The 13,955-nt window shown below is 62.5% G+C and carries 13 protein-coding genes; 4 read left to right on the top strand and 9 right to left on the bottom strand.

What is annotated here, in order from left to right; genetic code table 11:
- Positions 1-20 precede the first annotated feature (20 nt).
- The gene (locus CXQ82_RS01450) at positions 21-908 is read right to left on the bottom strand and encodes a LysR family transcriptional regulator (protein WP_101265483.1); all 888 of its coding nucleotides are present in this window, start codon (positions 906-908) and stop codon (positions 21-23) included.
- Between the two features lie 132 nt (positions 909-1,040).
- Here CXQ82_RS01450 and lysM point away from each other — a divergent pair, with 132 nt between their 5' ends.
- Entirely contained in the window at positions 1,041-1,481 is a 441-nt protein-coding gene (gene lysM / locus CXQ82_RS01455) for a peptidoglycan-binding protein LysM (protein ID WP_101265485.1), read from the top strand.
- A gap of 47 nt (positions 1,482-1,528) precedes the next feature.
- Here lysM and yrfG read toward each other — a convergent pair whose 3' ends face one another.
- Positions 1,529-2,191 (bottom strand): GMP/IMP nucleotidase, encoded by a 663-nt coding sequence (gene yrfG / locus CXQ82_RS01460; RefSeq protein WP_101265487.1) that lies wholly within the window; start codon positions 2,189-2,191, stop codon positions 1,529-1,531.
- Positions 2,192-2,278: 87 nt separating this feature from the next.
- Here yrfG and nudE point away from each other — a divergent pair, with 87 nt between their 5' ends.
- Together nudE and cysQ are read left to right on the top strand one after the other, a co-directional pair.
- Complete coding sequence (gene nudE, locus CXQ82_RS01465; protein WP_101265489.1) at positions 2,279-2,845, top strand: ADP compounds hydrolase NudE; 567 nt, start codon at positions 2,279-2,281, stop codon at positions 2,843-2,845.
- Complete coding sequence (cysQ, locus tag CXQ82_RS01470; RefSeq protein ID WP_101265491.1) at positions 2,842-3,678, top strand: 3'(2'),5'-bisphosphate nucleotidase CysQ; 837 nt, start codon at positions 2,842-2,844, stop codon at positions 3,676-3,678. Before nudE ends, cysQ begins: the two co-directional genes overlap by 4 nt.
- Before the next feature lie 128 nt (positions 3,679-3,806).
- Here the strand turns inward: cysQ and CXQ82_RS01475 are convergent, their stop codons facing one another.
- Genes CXQ82_RS01475 through rfbB form a run of 7 tightly spaced genes read right to left on the bottom strand, consistent with a single transcriptional unit; the run spans position 3,807 to position 10,878 of the window.
- A complete protein-coding gene (locus CXQ82_RS01475; RefSeq protein WP_101265493.1) occupies positions 3,807-4,262 on the bottom strand; it encodes a thioesterase domain-containing protein in 456 nt (151 codons plus the stop codon).
- 26 nt (positions 4,263-4,288) lie between these two features.
- Positions 4,289-5,674, bottom strand: a complete 1,386-nt coding sequence (locus CXQ82_RS01480; protein WP_101265495.1) for a sigma-54 dependent transcriptional regulator — start codon at positions 5,672-5,674, stop codon at positions 4,289-4,291.
- Positions 5,671-7,479 (bottom strand): ATP-binding protein, encoded by a 1,809-nt coding sequence (locus CXQ82_RS01485; RefSeq protein ID WP_101265497.1) that lies wholly within the window; start codon positions 7,477-7,479, stop codon positions 5,671-5,673. The genes CXQ82_RS01480 and CXQ82_RS01485 overlap by 4 nt, the downstream gene beginning before the upstream one ends.
- 36 nt (positions 7,480-7,515) lie before the next feature.
- Complete coding sequence (gene rfbD, locus CXQ82_RS01490; protein ID WP_101265499.1) at positions 7,516-8,385, bottom strand: dTDP-4-dehydrorhamnose reductase; 870 nt, start codon at positions 8,383-8,385, stop codon at positions 7,516-7,518.
- The gene (rfbC, locus tag CXQ82_RS01495; RefSeq protein ID WP_101265501.1) at positions 8,382-8,927 is read right to left on the bottom strand and encodes a dTDP-4-dehydrorhamnose 3,5-epimerase; all 546 of its coding nucleotides are present in this window, start codon (positions 8,925-8,927) and stop codon (positions 8,382-8,384) included. The genes rfbD and rfbC overlap by 4 nt, the downstream gene beginning before the upstream one ends.
- On the bottom strand, positions 8,924-9,799 hold the full coding sequence (rfbA, locus tag CXQ82_RS01500; RefSeq protein WP_101265503.1) for a glucose-1-phosphate thymidylyltransferase RfbA: 876 nt from the start codon (positions 9,797-9,799) through the stop codon (positions 8,924-8,926). Before rfbA ends, rfbC begins: the two co-directional genes overlap by 4 nt.
- Entirely contained in the window at positions 9,796-10,878 is a 1,083-nt protein-coding gene (gene rfbB, locus CXQ82_RS01505) for a dTDP-glucose 4,6-dehydratase (RefSeq protein WP_101265506.1), read from the bottom strand. Before rfbB ends, rfbA begins: the two co-directional genes overlap by 4 nt.
- A gap of 154 nt (positions 10,879-11,032) precedes the next feature.
- Here rfbB and CXQ82_RS01510 point away from each other — a divergent pair, with 154 nt between their 5' ends.
- Positions 11,033-13,933: an aminotransferase gene (locus CXQ82_RS01510; RefSeq protein ID WP_101265508.1), complete on the top strand. Its 2,901-nt coding sequence runs from the start codon at positions 11,033-11,035 to the stop codon at positions 13,931-13,933.
- The last annotated feature ends 22 nt before the right edge of the window (positions 13,934-13,955 follow it).

The raw sequence follows: 13,955 nt of genomic DNA on the forward strand, positions 1-13,955 counted from the left end.
CTATCGATAGATGACGTCGATCAAGGCGCGGTTTGCGATTTCTGAAACAGCGCGAAACACGCTTCCGCCAGCGCCGAGCGCGGTGCGCTACGGCGCATGATCAGCCCCAGGCGCGCCAGCGTGTGGGCGTCTTCAATGGGTTGCAGGCGCAAATGCTCGGTGAGTGCATCCAGGCCACCGTCCAGTGGCATTACTGCGCAACACAATCCGCCGTGCACGGCTTGTAACAACTGATGGACGGCGTCGGTCTGCAACAGCGGTTGCGGGTTGAGACCCCGGCTATGGAAGTTATGGTCGATGGACTGGCGAAAGTGCATGCCGCTGGTGAGCATGCCCAGGGGCAGCTCGGTCAGCGCCTCCCAACTCAAAGGCGTGTCGCCGAAGCTGAAATAGCGCTGGTCGTAGAGCAGGCCCATGCGGGTTTCGCCGAGCGCGAAGGAGTCGAAGCGCTCGTTGTCCAGGCGCTCCAGGTACGACACACCGAGGTCCAGGCGGTTGCTCGCCAGCTGTTCAAGGATCTGCTCGGAGCTGAGCGCCGATAGCTCAAAACGCAGGCTCGGGTGTTCTTTGTGCAATTGCTGCATCAAGGCCAGCGGATCGAAGCTCGACAACGGCACCACCCCCAGGCGCAACGTACCGACGAGGTTGCCACGGCAGGCCGCCGCTTCGGCCTGCAAGCCGTCGTACGCCGCCAGCACGGTGCGCGCCCAGGCCAGCACGCGCTCACCGGGCGCGGTGAAGCCTTCAAAACGCTGGCCGCGATTGACCAGCGGCAGGTCCAGTTCTTCTTCAAGACTGCGCAGGCGCATCGACAAGGTCGGCTGGGTGATGTGGCAACGTGCGGCCGCCTGGCCGAAGTGACGGGTTTCGTCCAGGGCGATGAGGAATTTCAGCTGTTTGATGTCCATCTTCGCTCCAGGGCTTATTCCAATGGCGGGGGGATTCTAGCGCGTTTGGGTCTTGGGCCGGGCTGGAACCCAAATCGGTGAGACTGGTCTAGTCTTGGGCATCTGGAAACCAAATCCCAAGGAGAGCGCACCATGAGCATTTTCAGCTTTATCAAAGAAGCCGGCGAAAAAATTGTCGACCTGTTGACGCCGGGTAATGCCAACGCCAGTGAGCAGTTGAAGGAACACGTATCCAAGGTGGGCCTGGGTAACCCGAATGTGCAGACCACGGTTGATGGCGACAAAGTGACCGTGACTGGCGAAGTTGCCTCCCAGGAAGAGAAAGAGAAGATTCTGCTGGCACTGGGCAATATTGCCGGGGTGGCCAGTGTGGATGACCAGATCACCGTATCCGGGCCGGTGGTTGCCGCTGCCCGTTTCGTCGTGGTGAAAAAGGGCGACACCCTGAGCGCGATTTCCCTGGCTGTTTACGGCAATGCCAACCAGTACAACAAGATCTTCGAGGCCAACAAGCCGCTGTTGTCGCATCCGGATAAAATTTACCCAGGGCAAACGCTGCGTATTCCTGAGTAATACATCAGTAGAAATGTGGAAGGGGGCAGGCCCCCTCCCACATTAGATTAGAGTCCGGCTATGAGATCGCGGTAGTCGTCGACGGCGGCAAACTCCCCGGTGTCCTTGGGCCCCTTCTGACTGTCCGGTTCTTTCACCGCCAGCAAATGCCCCACGCCAAACGCCTGGGCGCTGCGCAGGATCGGCAAAGTGTCATCGATAAACAGGCTGCGGGCCGGGTCGAATTGGATGTCGGCTTGCAGTGCATCCCAGAACTGCGGGTTTTCCTTGGCGAAACCGTAGTCGTGGGAGCTGATCAACCGCTCGAAATACGGCGCCAGTTCAATGCGTTCCAACTTCAAAGACAGCGAATCGCGGTGAGCATTGGTGATCAGGATCACCCGCTTGCCGGCGCGTTTGATCGCCGCCAGAAAGGTGTCTGCATCCGGGCGCAGCGCGATCAGGTGGGCAGTTTCCAGCTTGAGTTCGCGCACCGGAATCTTCAGCTCGGTGCTCCAGAAATCCAGGCAATACCATTGCAACTGTCCGGCGTTACGCTCGAACAGCGGCTGCAACTCCATCTCGGCCATGGCCCGGCTCACCCCGTGCAGCTCGGCGTAGCGCTGGGGCAGGTGTTCCATCCAGAAGTGGTTGTCGAAGTGCAGGTCCAGCAGGGTGCCGTCCATGTCCAGCAGGACGGTGTCGATGGCGTGCCAGGGCAAAGAGGGCATGGGGCGTTCTCATGTAAGTAAAGATATCCGACACAGACAATCGGAAAAGCCACGGTATAGTAACCCGATCACGCCAAGGAGCCGCTTATGCGCCAGAAACCCACCGTCCTCGCCCGCGAAATAGTCGCCAGTAGCCGTTTGTTCCGCGTGGAGGAAGTGCAGTTGCGCTTTTCCAATGGCGTTGAACGGACCTACGAGCGCCTGGTAGGCCGCGGTGCCGGCTACGGCGCGGTGATGATCGTGGCGATGATCGATGAAGATCACGCGTTGCTGGTGGAAGAGTACTGCGGCGGTACCGACGAGTATGAATTGTCCTTGCCCAAGGGCTTGATCGAGCCTGGCGAGGATGTACTGGCGGCGGCGGACCGCGAGCTCAAGGAGGAGGCGGGCTACGGCGCACGTCAGTTGGAGCACATCACCGAGCTTTCGCTGTCGCCCGGCTACATGAGCCAGAAAATCCAGGTGGTGCTCGCCACCGACCTCTACGAAGAGCGCCTGGAAGGCGATGAGCCCGAACCGATGCGCGTGGACAGGGTCAACCTGCGTGAGTTGTCGCAACTCGCGCAAAACGAGCAATTCAGCGAAGGCCGCGCCCTGGCCGCGCTGTACCTGGTACGAGATTTGTTGATTCAGCGTGGAGCGTTTACCGCATGAGCGAACTGTTTTTAGGCCACCCGTTTATCGCCCCGGTCATCGAGCTGGCTCGCCAGGCGGGTGAAGTGATCCTGCCGTATTGGCGTGCCAACGTGGCGGTGACGTCCAAGGCCGATGACTCGCCCGTGACGGCAGCGGACCTGGCGGCCCACCACCTGATCCTCGCCGGGCTCACGGCGCTGGACCCGAGCATCCCGGTGTTGTCTGAAGAGGACGCCGATATCGACCAGAGCGTGCGCGCCGGTTGGCAGCGCTGGTGGCTGGTGGACCCGCTGGATGGCACCAAGGAATTTATCGCCGGCAGCGAAGAGTTCACCGTGAATATCGCGCTGATCGAACAGGGCCGTGTGGTGTTTGGCGTGGTGTCCATGCCCACCAGCGGCCGTTGCTATTTCGGTGGCGCGGGCTTGGGCGCCTGGCGCTCGGATGTGAATGAGGCGCCCAAGCAGATCCAGGTGCGTGAGACGCCGGCCGCGGGCGAGTCGTTTACCGTGGTGGCCAGCCGTCGGCATACCAGCCCCGAGCAGGAGCGTTTGCTGGACGGGCTGAGCGAAGACTTGGGCGCGTTGAAACTGGCGAATATCGGCAGCTCGTTGAAGTTTTGCCTATTGGCCGAGGGCAGCGCCGATTGCTACCCACGCCTGGCACCGACCTCGCAATGGGACACCGCAGCGGCCCAGGGCGTGCTGGAAGGCGCAGGCGGCGAGGTGCTGGAGTTGAGCGGTGAGCCGTTCAGCTACCCGGCGCGGGAGTCGTTGCTGAACCCGTTCTTTTTGGCGTTGCCGGCTAAAGCGGCATGGCGTGAACGGCTGTTGACCCTGGCCCGTTCATAAGGCCACAACAAATCAGAATGTGGGAGCGGGCTTGCTCGCGAATGCGGAGTGTCAGCCACTGAATAGGTATCTGATGCACCGCATTCGCGAGCAAGCCCGCTCCCACATTTGGTTTTGTGTTGAGGCGGTTAGCGGTGCAGGACGTATTGGCCAGTGAAGGCCACTGCTCTTGATTCACTGCCCGCATTCACAATCCACGTCTCCAGCGTCAACCGCGCCCGACCATAGCGCTTGTACGTCGCCACAAAACGTTTCCACACCTTCTCTTCCGGCGCCTGGCAAATCACGGTCGCGTCCTGTGTCACCGGCAGCGGGTAACTGATCTGCCCTTCCTGAATCACGATATGCCCGTCCTCGATGCCTTCTTCGCGCAGTTGCAGGTGCAGCCAGCCCCAGCCCGCCAGCACCGCGCCGCAGTAGAGGCTGCCGCCGAACATCGTGCTCTTGTGGTTGATATTGGCTTGCAGCGGCAGGTGCAGTTGCAATTGGCCGTGTTGCCAGTCGAGCACCTTGAGGCCCATGTCCCGGGTGAGGGGGATGTCGTGGTGCAGGATGGATTCCAGGTAACGGCTGTCGCGGCTCATGGCGGCCTCTCGTCTGGTGGGCGGGGTCATTCGTCGTCTGTGCTGTGGTTGCCGCTGTCGGCGAAGTTCAGGCCGTGCTTGCGCAGTTTGTCGTGCAGGGTCTTGCGTGGCACGCCCAGGGCTTCAGCGAGGCTGCGCACGGAGCTGTGGGGGCGGGTGAGTTCGGCGGCGATCAGGCTCTTTTCGAACTGCTCGACTTGCTCGCTCAAACCGCCGGGGGTGGAGGTCAGCACGCTCGCCGATGGGGTGTCCGGCGTGTTGTCCAGCGCCAGCTCCAGGCCCAGGGCGAAGCGCTCGGCGGCGTTCTGCAACTCGCGCACATTGCCCGGCCAGCTGTGACGCAACAGCAGCGCGCGTTGGCCCGGTTGCAGCTCGTGCAGCGGCAGGCCGTGGCGGCTGCTGGCTTCATCGGCAAAGTGTTGGAACAGCATCAACGCGTCTTCACCGCGCTCGCGCAGTGGCGGAATGCGCAGTGGTGCGACGTTGAGGCGATAGTACAAGTCGGCGCGGAAGCGACCCTGGTCGGCGGATTGGCGCAGGTCTTCCTTGGTGGCAGCGATGATGCGGATATCCAGCGGGATCAACTGGTTGCCGCCCAGGCGCTCGACCACGCGCTCCTGCAACAGGCGCAGCAGCTTGACCTGCACGTCCAGGCTCATGCTCTCGATTTCATCGAGGAACAGCGTGCCGCCATTGGCGAATTCGAACTTGCCGATACGGCGTTTCTGCGCGCCGGTGAACGCCCCCGGCTCGTGGCCGAACAGTTCGCTTTCCACCACCGATTCGGCCAGGGCACCGGCGTTGATCGCCACGAACGGCCCGCTGCGCCGACTCGACAGGTCGTGCAGCGCGCGGGCGACCACTTCCTTGCCGGCGCCGGTTTCGCCGAGGATCAGCACGTCGGCCTTGGTCGCCGCCAGCGCGCCGATCTGCTCACGCAGGCGCAGCATTTGCGGCGAGTGGCCCACCAGGCGTGTGCTCAGTTGCTGGCGATCACTCAGGGCCAGGCGCAGGCTGCGGTTGTCCAGCACCAGGCGGCGCAGGGCCAGGGCGCGGCGCACGCTGTCGAGCAGCGCGTCGCTGGCGAAGGGTTTTTCCAGGAAGTCATAGGCACCGGCGCGCATGGCCTGCACCGCCAACGGCACATCGCCGTGGCCGGTGATCAGCAGCACCGGCAGGTCCGGGTCCTGGCCGTGCAGTTCGGCGAGCAATTCCAGCCCGTCCATGCCCGGCATGCGGATATCGCTGACCACCACGCCCGGCCAATCCCGGGACAAGCGCGCGGTGAGGCCGGTGGCTTCGCCCAGGGTCAGGACTTTCAGCCCGGCCAGGTCCAGGGTCTGGCACAGGGCCTGACGCAGGTGTGGATCGTCGTCGATCAACACCACCTGAATCTGGTTATCGATACTCATACACTGCGGTCCTCGGACGGTTGCAGACTGACGCCCGGCGAGCCGGCACGCAATTTCAGGGTTAACAGCGCGCCGCCTTCCTTGTGGTTGGCGAACAGCAGTTCGCCACCAAAGGCACGCATCAGGGTGTCACAGATCGCCAGGCCCAGCCCCAGGCCCTGGGTGCGGGTCTTGGTGGTGTAGAACGGCTCGCTGGCGCGGCCCAGGGCTTCCATGCAAAAGCCCGGGCCGTTGTCGCGAATGTACAGGTTGACGCCCTGTTCGGTGGTTTGGGCACTTAGCCATAGTTTGCGCGGAGGGCCTTTTTCGGTGAGGGCATCGAGGGCGTTGGCCAGCAGGTTGCCGAGCACCTGGCGCAAGCGGGTTTCGCCGGCCTGCACCCACAGGGTCGCTTCCGGCAGGTCGCGGATCAACTCGACTTCCATCGACCGCCGCCGCTTGGCCAGCAAGGCCAGCGCATCGTCCAGCGCCGGTTGCAGCGCCACGCTTTCCGGGGCATGGCGGTCGCGGCGGGCGAAGGCGCGCAGGTGCGCGATGATAGAGGCCATGCGTCCGGTCAGTTCGCTGATCAGCTTGAGGTTGCCCCGCGCGTCGCTGGTGCGTTCGTGGTCAAGCAGGATCTCGGCGTTTTCCGCATAGCTGCGGATCGCTGCCAGGGGCTGGTTGAGTTCATGGCTGATACTCGCCGACATGGTGCCCAGCGCCGACAGCTTGCCGGCCTGCACCAGGTCATCCTGGGCGCGCACCAGTTCCTGCTGGGCGTGCTCGCGCTCCAACACCTCCTGTTTGAGGCGCCGGTTGAGGCCTTCGAGATCGCTGGTGCGTTCGACCACGCGGGCCTCCAGCTCACGCCGGGCCTTGGCTTCGAAGGCGATGCGCTCCAGGTAATGGCGGCGGCGTTGCATCATCAAGCCCAGCAACAGCATCAACACCAGCAACGTGGCGCCACCGACGGCGACCACCGTGCGCACCGGGCGGTTGATCAGTGAGCGCGGCGCAAGGATTTCCACGTTCCAACCCGTCTCGGCGATGGCCGTGGATTGGCGCAGCCAGGCCGTGGAACTCAGGGCCAGCGGCTGCGGGTCGCGGGTCGGGTAGGGCTGGATGGCAATGATGGCCTGGCGTTCTTCGGCGGTCAGCGGCCGCGTGGCGCGGAACCGCCATTGCGGGCGTGACGTGAGGATCACCACGCCATTGTGGTCGGTCACCAACAGTTGTTCCGGGGTGTTGCCCCACAGGCTTTCGGTGTGGTCCAGGTCGACCTTGACCACCAGCACGCCGATGATGCGCGCGCCATCACGCACGGCGGCGGCAAAAAAGTAGCCACGCTTGGCCGAGGTGGTACCCAGGCCGAAGAACCGCCCCAGGCGCCCGGCCATGGCTTCGCTGAAATACGGGCGAAACGAGAAATTGCGCCCGACGAAGCTGTCCTGTTTGTCCCAATTGGACGCAGCAAGCGTCTTGCCGGTGGTGTCCATCAGGTACATCACCTCCACTCCGGCCTGGGCGGCGACGTCCTTGAGCAGCAGGTTGGCGCTGACCAGGTTGGTGCTCACCTCTGGCGCATCCAGCGCGGTGCGTAGGGCCGGCAAGTCCCCGAGGATCTGCGGCAGCACCTCATAGCGGTGCAACGTACCGAGCAGGTTGGCCACGTACAGATCGAGGGTCTGGCGGTTCTGCCCGGCCAGTTCGCTGCGGTAATAGCGCTCGGCCAGGTGCTCCAGCGGCCACAGCAGCGGTGCCAGGCACAACGCCAGCAGCGCGAGGCTGCGCCAGCGGGGTCTTCGCGGAAGGGGTGGAGTCATGGGAGTCGTGCGCCTGTGGGTACAGGCGCATTATGCCTAGTGCTGCCCGGCAAGACACTCGCGCAATGCGTCCTGCCACTGCGGTTGGCTGACGTGCCACTGCTGCTGCAGACGATCGCAATCGAGGCGCGAGTTCAGCGGGCGCTTGGCGGGGGTCGGGTAGGCGCTGGAAGGGATGGCCTCCAGCTCGGCGCAGGCCTTGCCCTCGGCGCGCAACTGCTGCGCGATCGCCTCGGCAAAGCCGAACCACGAGGTTTCCCCTTGGGCGGTCAGGTGATAGACACCCCACTCCCCGGCTGCACCGACTTGCCAGCGCTCGATCAGGGCGCGGGTACTGTTGGCGATGGTACCGGCCCAGGTCGGCGCACCGATCTGGTCGGCGACGATGCGCATATGCGGCTTTTCCTGCAGCAGGCGCTGCATGGTCAGCAGGAAATTCTTGCCGTGGCTGGAGTAGACCCAACTGGTACGCAGGATCAGATATTTGCCGCCGACCGCTGCAATCGCCTGTTCACCGGCGAGTTTGCTCTGCCCGTAGACGCCCAGCGGGTTCGGCATATCGGCTTCGGTGTAGGGCGCGGGCTTGCTGCCGTCGAACACATAGTCGGTGGAATAGTGGATCAACGGGATGCCCAGCGCCTTGGCTTCCTCCGCCAGGATGCCGGGACCTATGGCATTGATGGCGAAGGCCGCGTCAGGCTCGCTCTCGGCCTGATCGACAGCGGTGTGGGCCGCCGCGTTGATGATCAAGTCGGGGCAGTGGGCGCGCACCTGCTGGCGGATCTGGTCGGTGTTGGCCAGGTCCAGCTGGTCGCGGCCCAACACGATGAGTTCGCCGAGGCCTTGGAGCTGCTGTTGCAGCGCCTGGGAGACTTGGCCGTGAAGGCCGGTGATGAGGATTTTCATGGGAACAGGTCGGCTTCTTTCAGGCTTTTGCCGCTCTGGTCTTTGGCGGATAGGGTTGGGGTACCCGTCAACTGCCAGTCGATATCGAGATCCGGGTCATCCCAGCGAATGCAGCGCTCGGCAGACGGGGTGTAATAATCGGTGGTTTTGTAGAGGAATTCGGCGTAGTCGCTGAGCACCACGAAACCGTGGGCAAATCCCGCTGGTACCCACAGCTGGCGGTTATTTTCGGCAGAAAGCCGCACGCTGACCCATTTGCCAAAATGCGGCGAGCTGCGGCGGATATCCACGGCTACGTCCAATACTTCACCCGCCGTCACGCGCACCAGTTTTCCCTGGGCGTGCTCGACCTGATAGTGCAGGCCGCGCAACACGCCTTTTTGCGAGCGCGAGTGATTATCCTGCACGAAATGCTGCTGCAACCCTGTGGCCTGGGAAAAGTTGCGGGCATTGAAACTCTCATAAAAAAAGCCGCGTTCATCGCCAAAAACCTTCGGCTCGATGATCAGTACACCGGGCAACTCAGTGGCGGTTACATTCATGGGTTTTCCCCAGCGAGAGTGAAAAGGTATTGACCATAACCGGTCTTGCCAAAGTACTTGGCGCGCTCCAGCAGGTGATCGCGGTCGATCCAGCCGTTTTCGTAGGCGATCTCTTCCAGACAGGCAACCTTCAAGCCTTGGCGATGTTCAATGGTCTGCACGTAGGTGGAGGCCTCGAGCAGGCTGTCATGGGTACCGGTGTCCAGCCAGGCAAAGCCACGGCCGAAACGCTCCACATGCAGGTCACCGCGCTTAAGGTAAGCGTTGTTGACGTCGGTAATTTCCAGTTCGCCACGGGGCGACGGCTTGACCGCCTTGGCGATGCTGATCACGTCGTTATCGTAGAAATACAGGCCGGTTACCGCGTAGGGTGATTTAGGCTTGGCCGGTTTTTCTTCGATGGACAGGGCGCGGCCCTCTTTGTCGAAGTCGATGACGCCAAAACGCTCCGGGTCCTTGACCCAGTAGCCAAAGACCGTGGCACCGCTAGGGCGCTCGGCGGCAGTGCGCAACTGGTCGCCAAAATGCTGGCCGTGGAAGATGTTGTCGCCCAGGATCAGGCAAACCGGATCGTCACCGATAAACTCTTCGCCAATGATAAAGGCCTGGGCCAAACCATCCGGCGAGGGCTGTTCGGCATAGCTGAAACGCACGCCAAACTGGCTGCCATCGCCCAGCAGGTTACGGTACTGCGGCAAATCCACCGGGGTGGAAATCACCAGGATTTCCTTGATCCCAGCCAGCATCAGCACCGAGATCGGGTAGTAGATCATCGGCTTGTCGTACACCGGCAGCAGTTGCTTGGACACGCCTAGGGTAATGGGGTGCAGACGGGTACCCGAGCCACCCGCCAATACGATTCCCTTCATCATGCAATCAAATCCTTCATGTCTGTGTTGCCCAATCGTTCACCCTGATAACTGCCGTCCTGCACCCTGCGACACCATCCAAGGTTATCCAGGTACCACTGCACGGTCTTGCGCAGGCCGGTCTCGAAGGTTTCTTCGGGAACCCAGCCCAGTTCGCGCTCTATCTTGCTGGCGTCGATCGCGTAGCGCTGATCGTGGCCTGGGCGATCCTTGACGAATGTGATCAGGTCGGTAAATTTTTCGACACTGGCCGGGCGTTGGGGGGCCAGCTCTTCCAGCAGTCCGCAGATGCCGCGTACCACGTCGATGTTCTTTTGCTCGTTGTGCCCACCGATATTGTAGGTTTCGCCGACTACACCTTCGGTTACCACTTTAAGCAATGCACGTGCATGGTCTTCCACGAACAGCCAGTCCCGCACCTGTAAACCATCACCATAGACCGGTAGCGGCTTGCCCGCGAGGGCGTTGAGGATCACTAGCGGGATGAGCTTCTCGGGGAAGTGGAATGGCCCGTAGTTGTTCGAGCAGTTGGTCAGCAACACCGGCAGGCCATATGTGCGATGCCATGCGCGGACCAGATGATCGGATGCCGCCTTGCTTGCGGAGTACGGAGAGCTCGGCGCGTAGGGCGTGGTTTCGGTGAACAGATCGTCCACGCCGTGCAGGTCGCCATACACTTCGTCGGTGGAAATGTGATGGAAACGGAAGGCGGTTCTGGCCGGCTCGGCCAACGTGAGCCAATAGGCGCGCGTGGCTTCCAGCAGGCTGTAGGTGCCGACGATATTGGTCTGGATAAAATCCGATGGACCGTCAATGGAGCGGTCGACATGGGATTCTGCAGCCAGGTGCATGATCGCCTGGGGCTCGAAACGCGCGAGCACAGCACTGACGGTGGCCTGGTCGATGATGTCGGCCTGGACGAACTCATAACGGCTGTTCGAAGCGATGCTGGTCAGCGATTCCAGATTGCCGGCGTACGTGAGCTTGTCCAGGTTGAGCACTTCGTGCTCGGTGTGTTGAATCAGATGGCGAATCAGGGCAGAGCCGATAAACCCAGCGCCGCCTGTAATGAGAATGCGCATGTCGGAGGGCCTTTTCCTTAGACGGACATTAAGCGAATGAAGCATAGCTTGAGTCGTGCGGCGAGTCGGCGCAAGCACGGTATGTGTAGGGGGTTGCCTAATTCACCCGAACAATGGCGATATACACCCCTGAAAAAAAACCGAGGCCACCCCCATGCTGCTCGCCACGCTGATCCATCGCGCCAGTCTACCCTGCCCACAAGTAGGCCCCGATCAGGCGGCGCAACTGCTCGAGCAGCATTACGGCCTTGCTGGCACGTTGCAGTCACTGGGTAGCCAACAGGACCTCAACTATAAGGTCGACAGTGCCCGCGGCCGGTTTGTGCTGAAAATCTGCCGGGGTGACTACGCCGCCATCGAGCTGCAGGCCCAGCACGCCGCCCTCAACACCTTGCAGGGCGTGCGCGTGCCCAACGTCATCGCGGCCCTCTCAGGTGAAGAGCTGCTGACCCTGACGCTCGACGGACAAACCCTGCACGTGCGGCTGCTGGACTATATCGACGGCCAGCCGCTGACCCACCTGCCTCATCTGGGGCGCGACGTGATCGCAGGCTTCGGCGAGTTATGTGGGCGCATGAGCCTGGCGCTGGCGGGCTTCACCCACCCGGGCCTGGACCGCACCCTGCAATGGGACCCGCGCCATGCCCAGGAACTGATCACCCATCTGCTGGCCACGTTGCCAAACCTGCCGCACCGCGCCGCACTCGAGCAGGTCGCCGAGCAGGTAGAAGCGCGCGTCCGGCCCTTGGCCGAGCGGCTGCCGTGGCAAGCGGTGCACATGGACATCACCGACGACAACGTGGTGTGGCAGCGCGATGCACAGCGGCGCTGGCAGCTGCAGGGCGTGATTGATTTCGGCGACCTGGTACACACTTGGCGCATCGCGGATTTATCGGTGACCTGCGCCGCCCTGTTACACCATGCCGGCGGCGACCCCTTCGCGATCCTGCCGGCGATCCAGGCTTGCCATGCCGTCACGCCGTTGCAGCATGCGGAGCTGCAGGCGTTGTGGCCGCTGATCGTCGCCCGTGCGGCGGTGCTGGTGCTGAGCAGCGAACAGCAGCAACGCCTGGACCCGGATAACAGCTACCTGCTGAAGAACGCCGAACACGAGTGGGAAATTTTCCATGTGGCCACATCGGTGCCGTTTGAGCTGATGGAGGCGGCGATTCTGAGCAGCGTCGGGCAGGCACCGGCGCCGATTGCCAGCCAAGGCTTCGCGCCACTGTTGCCGGGGTTGGTCGGCCGTGAATTTGCGTTGATCGACCTGGGCGTACTCAGCCCGCATTTCGAGGCGGGTAACTGGGAGCAAGCCGGTATCGATCGGCATTTATTGCAGGACGCGGCGGCGGTGCATGGCCTGGCAGCGAGTCGTTATGGGCAATACCGTTTGTCGCGCACCCAGCCCGACAGCGCCGATGAACCGGAGACATTCCCCCTGCACGTGGAACTGCATGTGCCCGTGGGCGCCTCTGTCGAAGCGCCGTTTGCAGGCACCCTGCATTTACGTGCCGGCGGTGAACTCTACCTGCACAACAGCGGTTCAAGCGTACGACTGTGGGGCGTAAAAGCGCTGCTACAGGCCGGTGCTGCCGTGCTCAAGGGCCAGGTGATCGGCGAGGTCGAAGGCTCGTTGGTTGTGCAACTGTGTCGTACCGACTTGCCGACCCCGCTGTTCTGCACGCCCTCCCGAGCGCCCGCGTGGCAGGTACTGTGCCCATCGCCCGCCACGCTGCTGGGACTGGCCTGTGATGCCGAGCCTGAGTTGGATCCCGAGGCCCTGCTGGCTCGCCGCGACGCCAGCTTCGCGCGCTCGCAGAAACACTATTACGTCGACCCGCCACGCATCGAGCGCGGCTGGCGCAATCATCTGATCGACATGCAGGGCCGTTCCTACCTCGACATGCTCAACAACGTCGCAGTGCTGGGCCATGGCCACCCCCGCATGGCGGCGGTGGCGGCGCGTCAGTGGTCGCTGCTCAACACCAACTCGCGTTTCCACTATGCGGCGATTGCCGAGTTTTCCGAGCGTTTGCTGGCGCTGGCGCCGGCGGGCATGGACCGGGTGTTCCTGGTCAATAGCGGTACCGAAGCCAACGACCTGGCAATCCGGCTGGCCTGGGCCTACAGCGGCGGGCGCGACATGCTCAGCGTGCTGGAGGCCTACCACGGCTGGTCGGTGGCGGCGGACGCGGTGTCCACCTCGATCGCCGACAACCCCCAGGCACTGAGCAGCCGGCCGGATTGGGTACACCCGGTGACGGCACCGAATACTTATCGAGGAGAGTTCCGGGGGCAGGACAGCGCGCCGGATTACGTGCGAAGTGTGGAACACAACCTGGCGAAAATAGCTGCGAGCAAACGCCAACTGGCGGGTTTTATCTGTGAGCCGGTGTATGGCAATGCGGGTGGCATCTCCCTGCCACCGGGCTACTTGCAGCAGGTGTATGCGTTGGTGCGTGCCCAGGGCGGTGTGTGCATCGCCGATGAAGTGCAGGTGGGGTATGGCCGCATGGGGCATTTCTTCTGGGGCTTTGAAGAGCAGGGCGTGGTGCCCGATATCATTACCATGGCCAAAGGGATGGGCAATGGCCAGCCGTTGGGCGCGGTGATTACCCGTCGCGAGATTGCCGAGGCGCTGGAAGCCGAGGGGTATTTCTTCTCATCGTCGGGTGGCAGCCCGGTCAGTTGCCGGATCGGCATGGCGGTGCTGGATGTGATGGAGGAAGAGAAACTGTGGGAAAACGCCCAGGTTGTAGGTGGGCATTTCAAGGCGCGATTGGAAGAACTGATCGGCCGTCACCCTCTGGTGGGCGCCGTGCACGGTTCTGGCTTCTATCTGGGCCTGGAGCTGGTGCGCGACCGACAAACCCTGGAACCCGCTACTGAAGAGACCACACTGCTGTGCGATCGCCTGCGTGAACTGGGGATTTTCATGCAGCCCACCGGCGACTACTTGAACATCCTCAAGATCAAGCCGCCGATGGTCACGTCCAGGCGCAGCGTGGATTTCTTTGTCGACATGCTGTCGAAGGTGCTGGATGAACAGCTATAAATGTCGATTGTTATCGGCTATT

The sequence above is a fragment of the Pseudomonas sp. S09G 359 genome, assembly GCF_002843605.1.
Classification (GTDB): Bacteria; Pseudomonadota; Gammaproteobacteria; order Pseudomonadales; family Pseudomonadaceae; genus Aquipseudomonas.

Excerpts from the sequence above, each read along its gene's own strand:
- CXQ82_RS01450 (WP_101265483.1), bottom strand. The coding sequence starts at position 908 with ATGGACATCAAACAGCTGAAATTCCTCATCGCCCTGGACGAAACCCGT.
- lysM (WP_101265485.1), top strand. The coding sequence starts at position 1,041 with ATGAGCATTTTCAGCTTTATCAAAGAAGCCGGCGAAAAAATTGTCGAC.
- yrfG (WP_101265487.1), bottom strand. The coding sequence starts at position 2,191 with ATGCCCTCTTTGCCCTGGCACGCCATCGACACCGTCCTGCTGGACATG.
- nudE (WP_101265489.1), top strand. The coding sequence starts at position 2,279 with ATGCGCCAGAAACCCACCGTCCTCGCCCGCGAAATAGTCGCCAGTAGC.
- cysQ (WP_101265491.1), top strand. The coding sequence starts at position 2,842 with ATGAGCGAACTGTTTTTAGGCCACCCGTTTATCGCCCCGGTCATCGAG.
- CXQ82_RS01475 (WP_101265493.1), bottom strand. The coding sequence starts at position 4,262 with ATGAGCCGCGACAGCCGTTACCTGGAATCCATCCTGCACCACGACATC.
- CXQ82_RS01480 (WP_101265495.1), bottom strand. The coding sequence starts at position 5,674 with ATGAGTATCGATAACCAGATTCAGGTGGTGTTGATCGACGACGATCCA.
- CXQ82_RS01485 (WP_101265497.1), bottom strand. The coding sequence starts at position 7,479 with ATGACTCCACCCCTTCCGCGAAGACCCCGCTGGCGCAGCCTCGCGCTG.
- rfbD (WP_101265499.1), bottom strand. The coding sequence starts at position 8,385 with ATGAAAATCCTCATCACCGGCCTTCACGGCCAAGTCTCCCAGGCGCTG.
- rfbC (WP_101265501.1), bottom strand. The coding sequence starts at position 8,927 with ATGAATGTAACCGCCACTGAGTTGCCCGGTGTACTGATCATCGAGCCG.
- rfbA (WP_101265503.1), bottom strand. The coding sequence starts at position 9,799 with ATGATGAAGGGAATCGTATTGGCGGGTGGCTCGGGTACCCGTCTGCAC.
- rfbB (WP_101265506.1), bottom strand. The coding sequence starts at position 10,878 with ATGCGCATTCTCATTACAGGCGGCGCTGGGTTTATCGGCTCTGCCCTG.
- CXQ82_RS01510 (WP_101265508.1), top strand. The coding sequence starts at position 11,033 with ATGCTGCTCGCCACGCTGATCCATCGCGCCAGTCTACCCTGCCCACAA.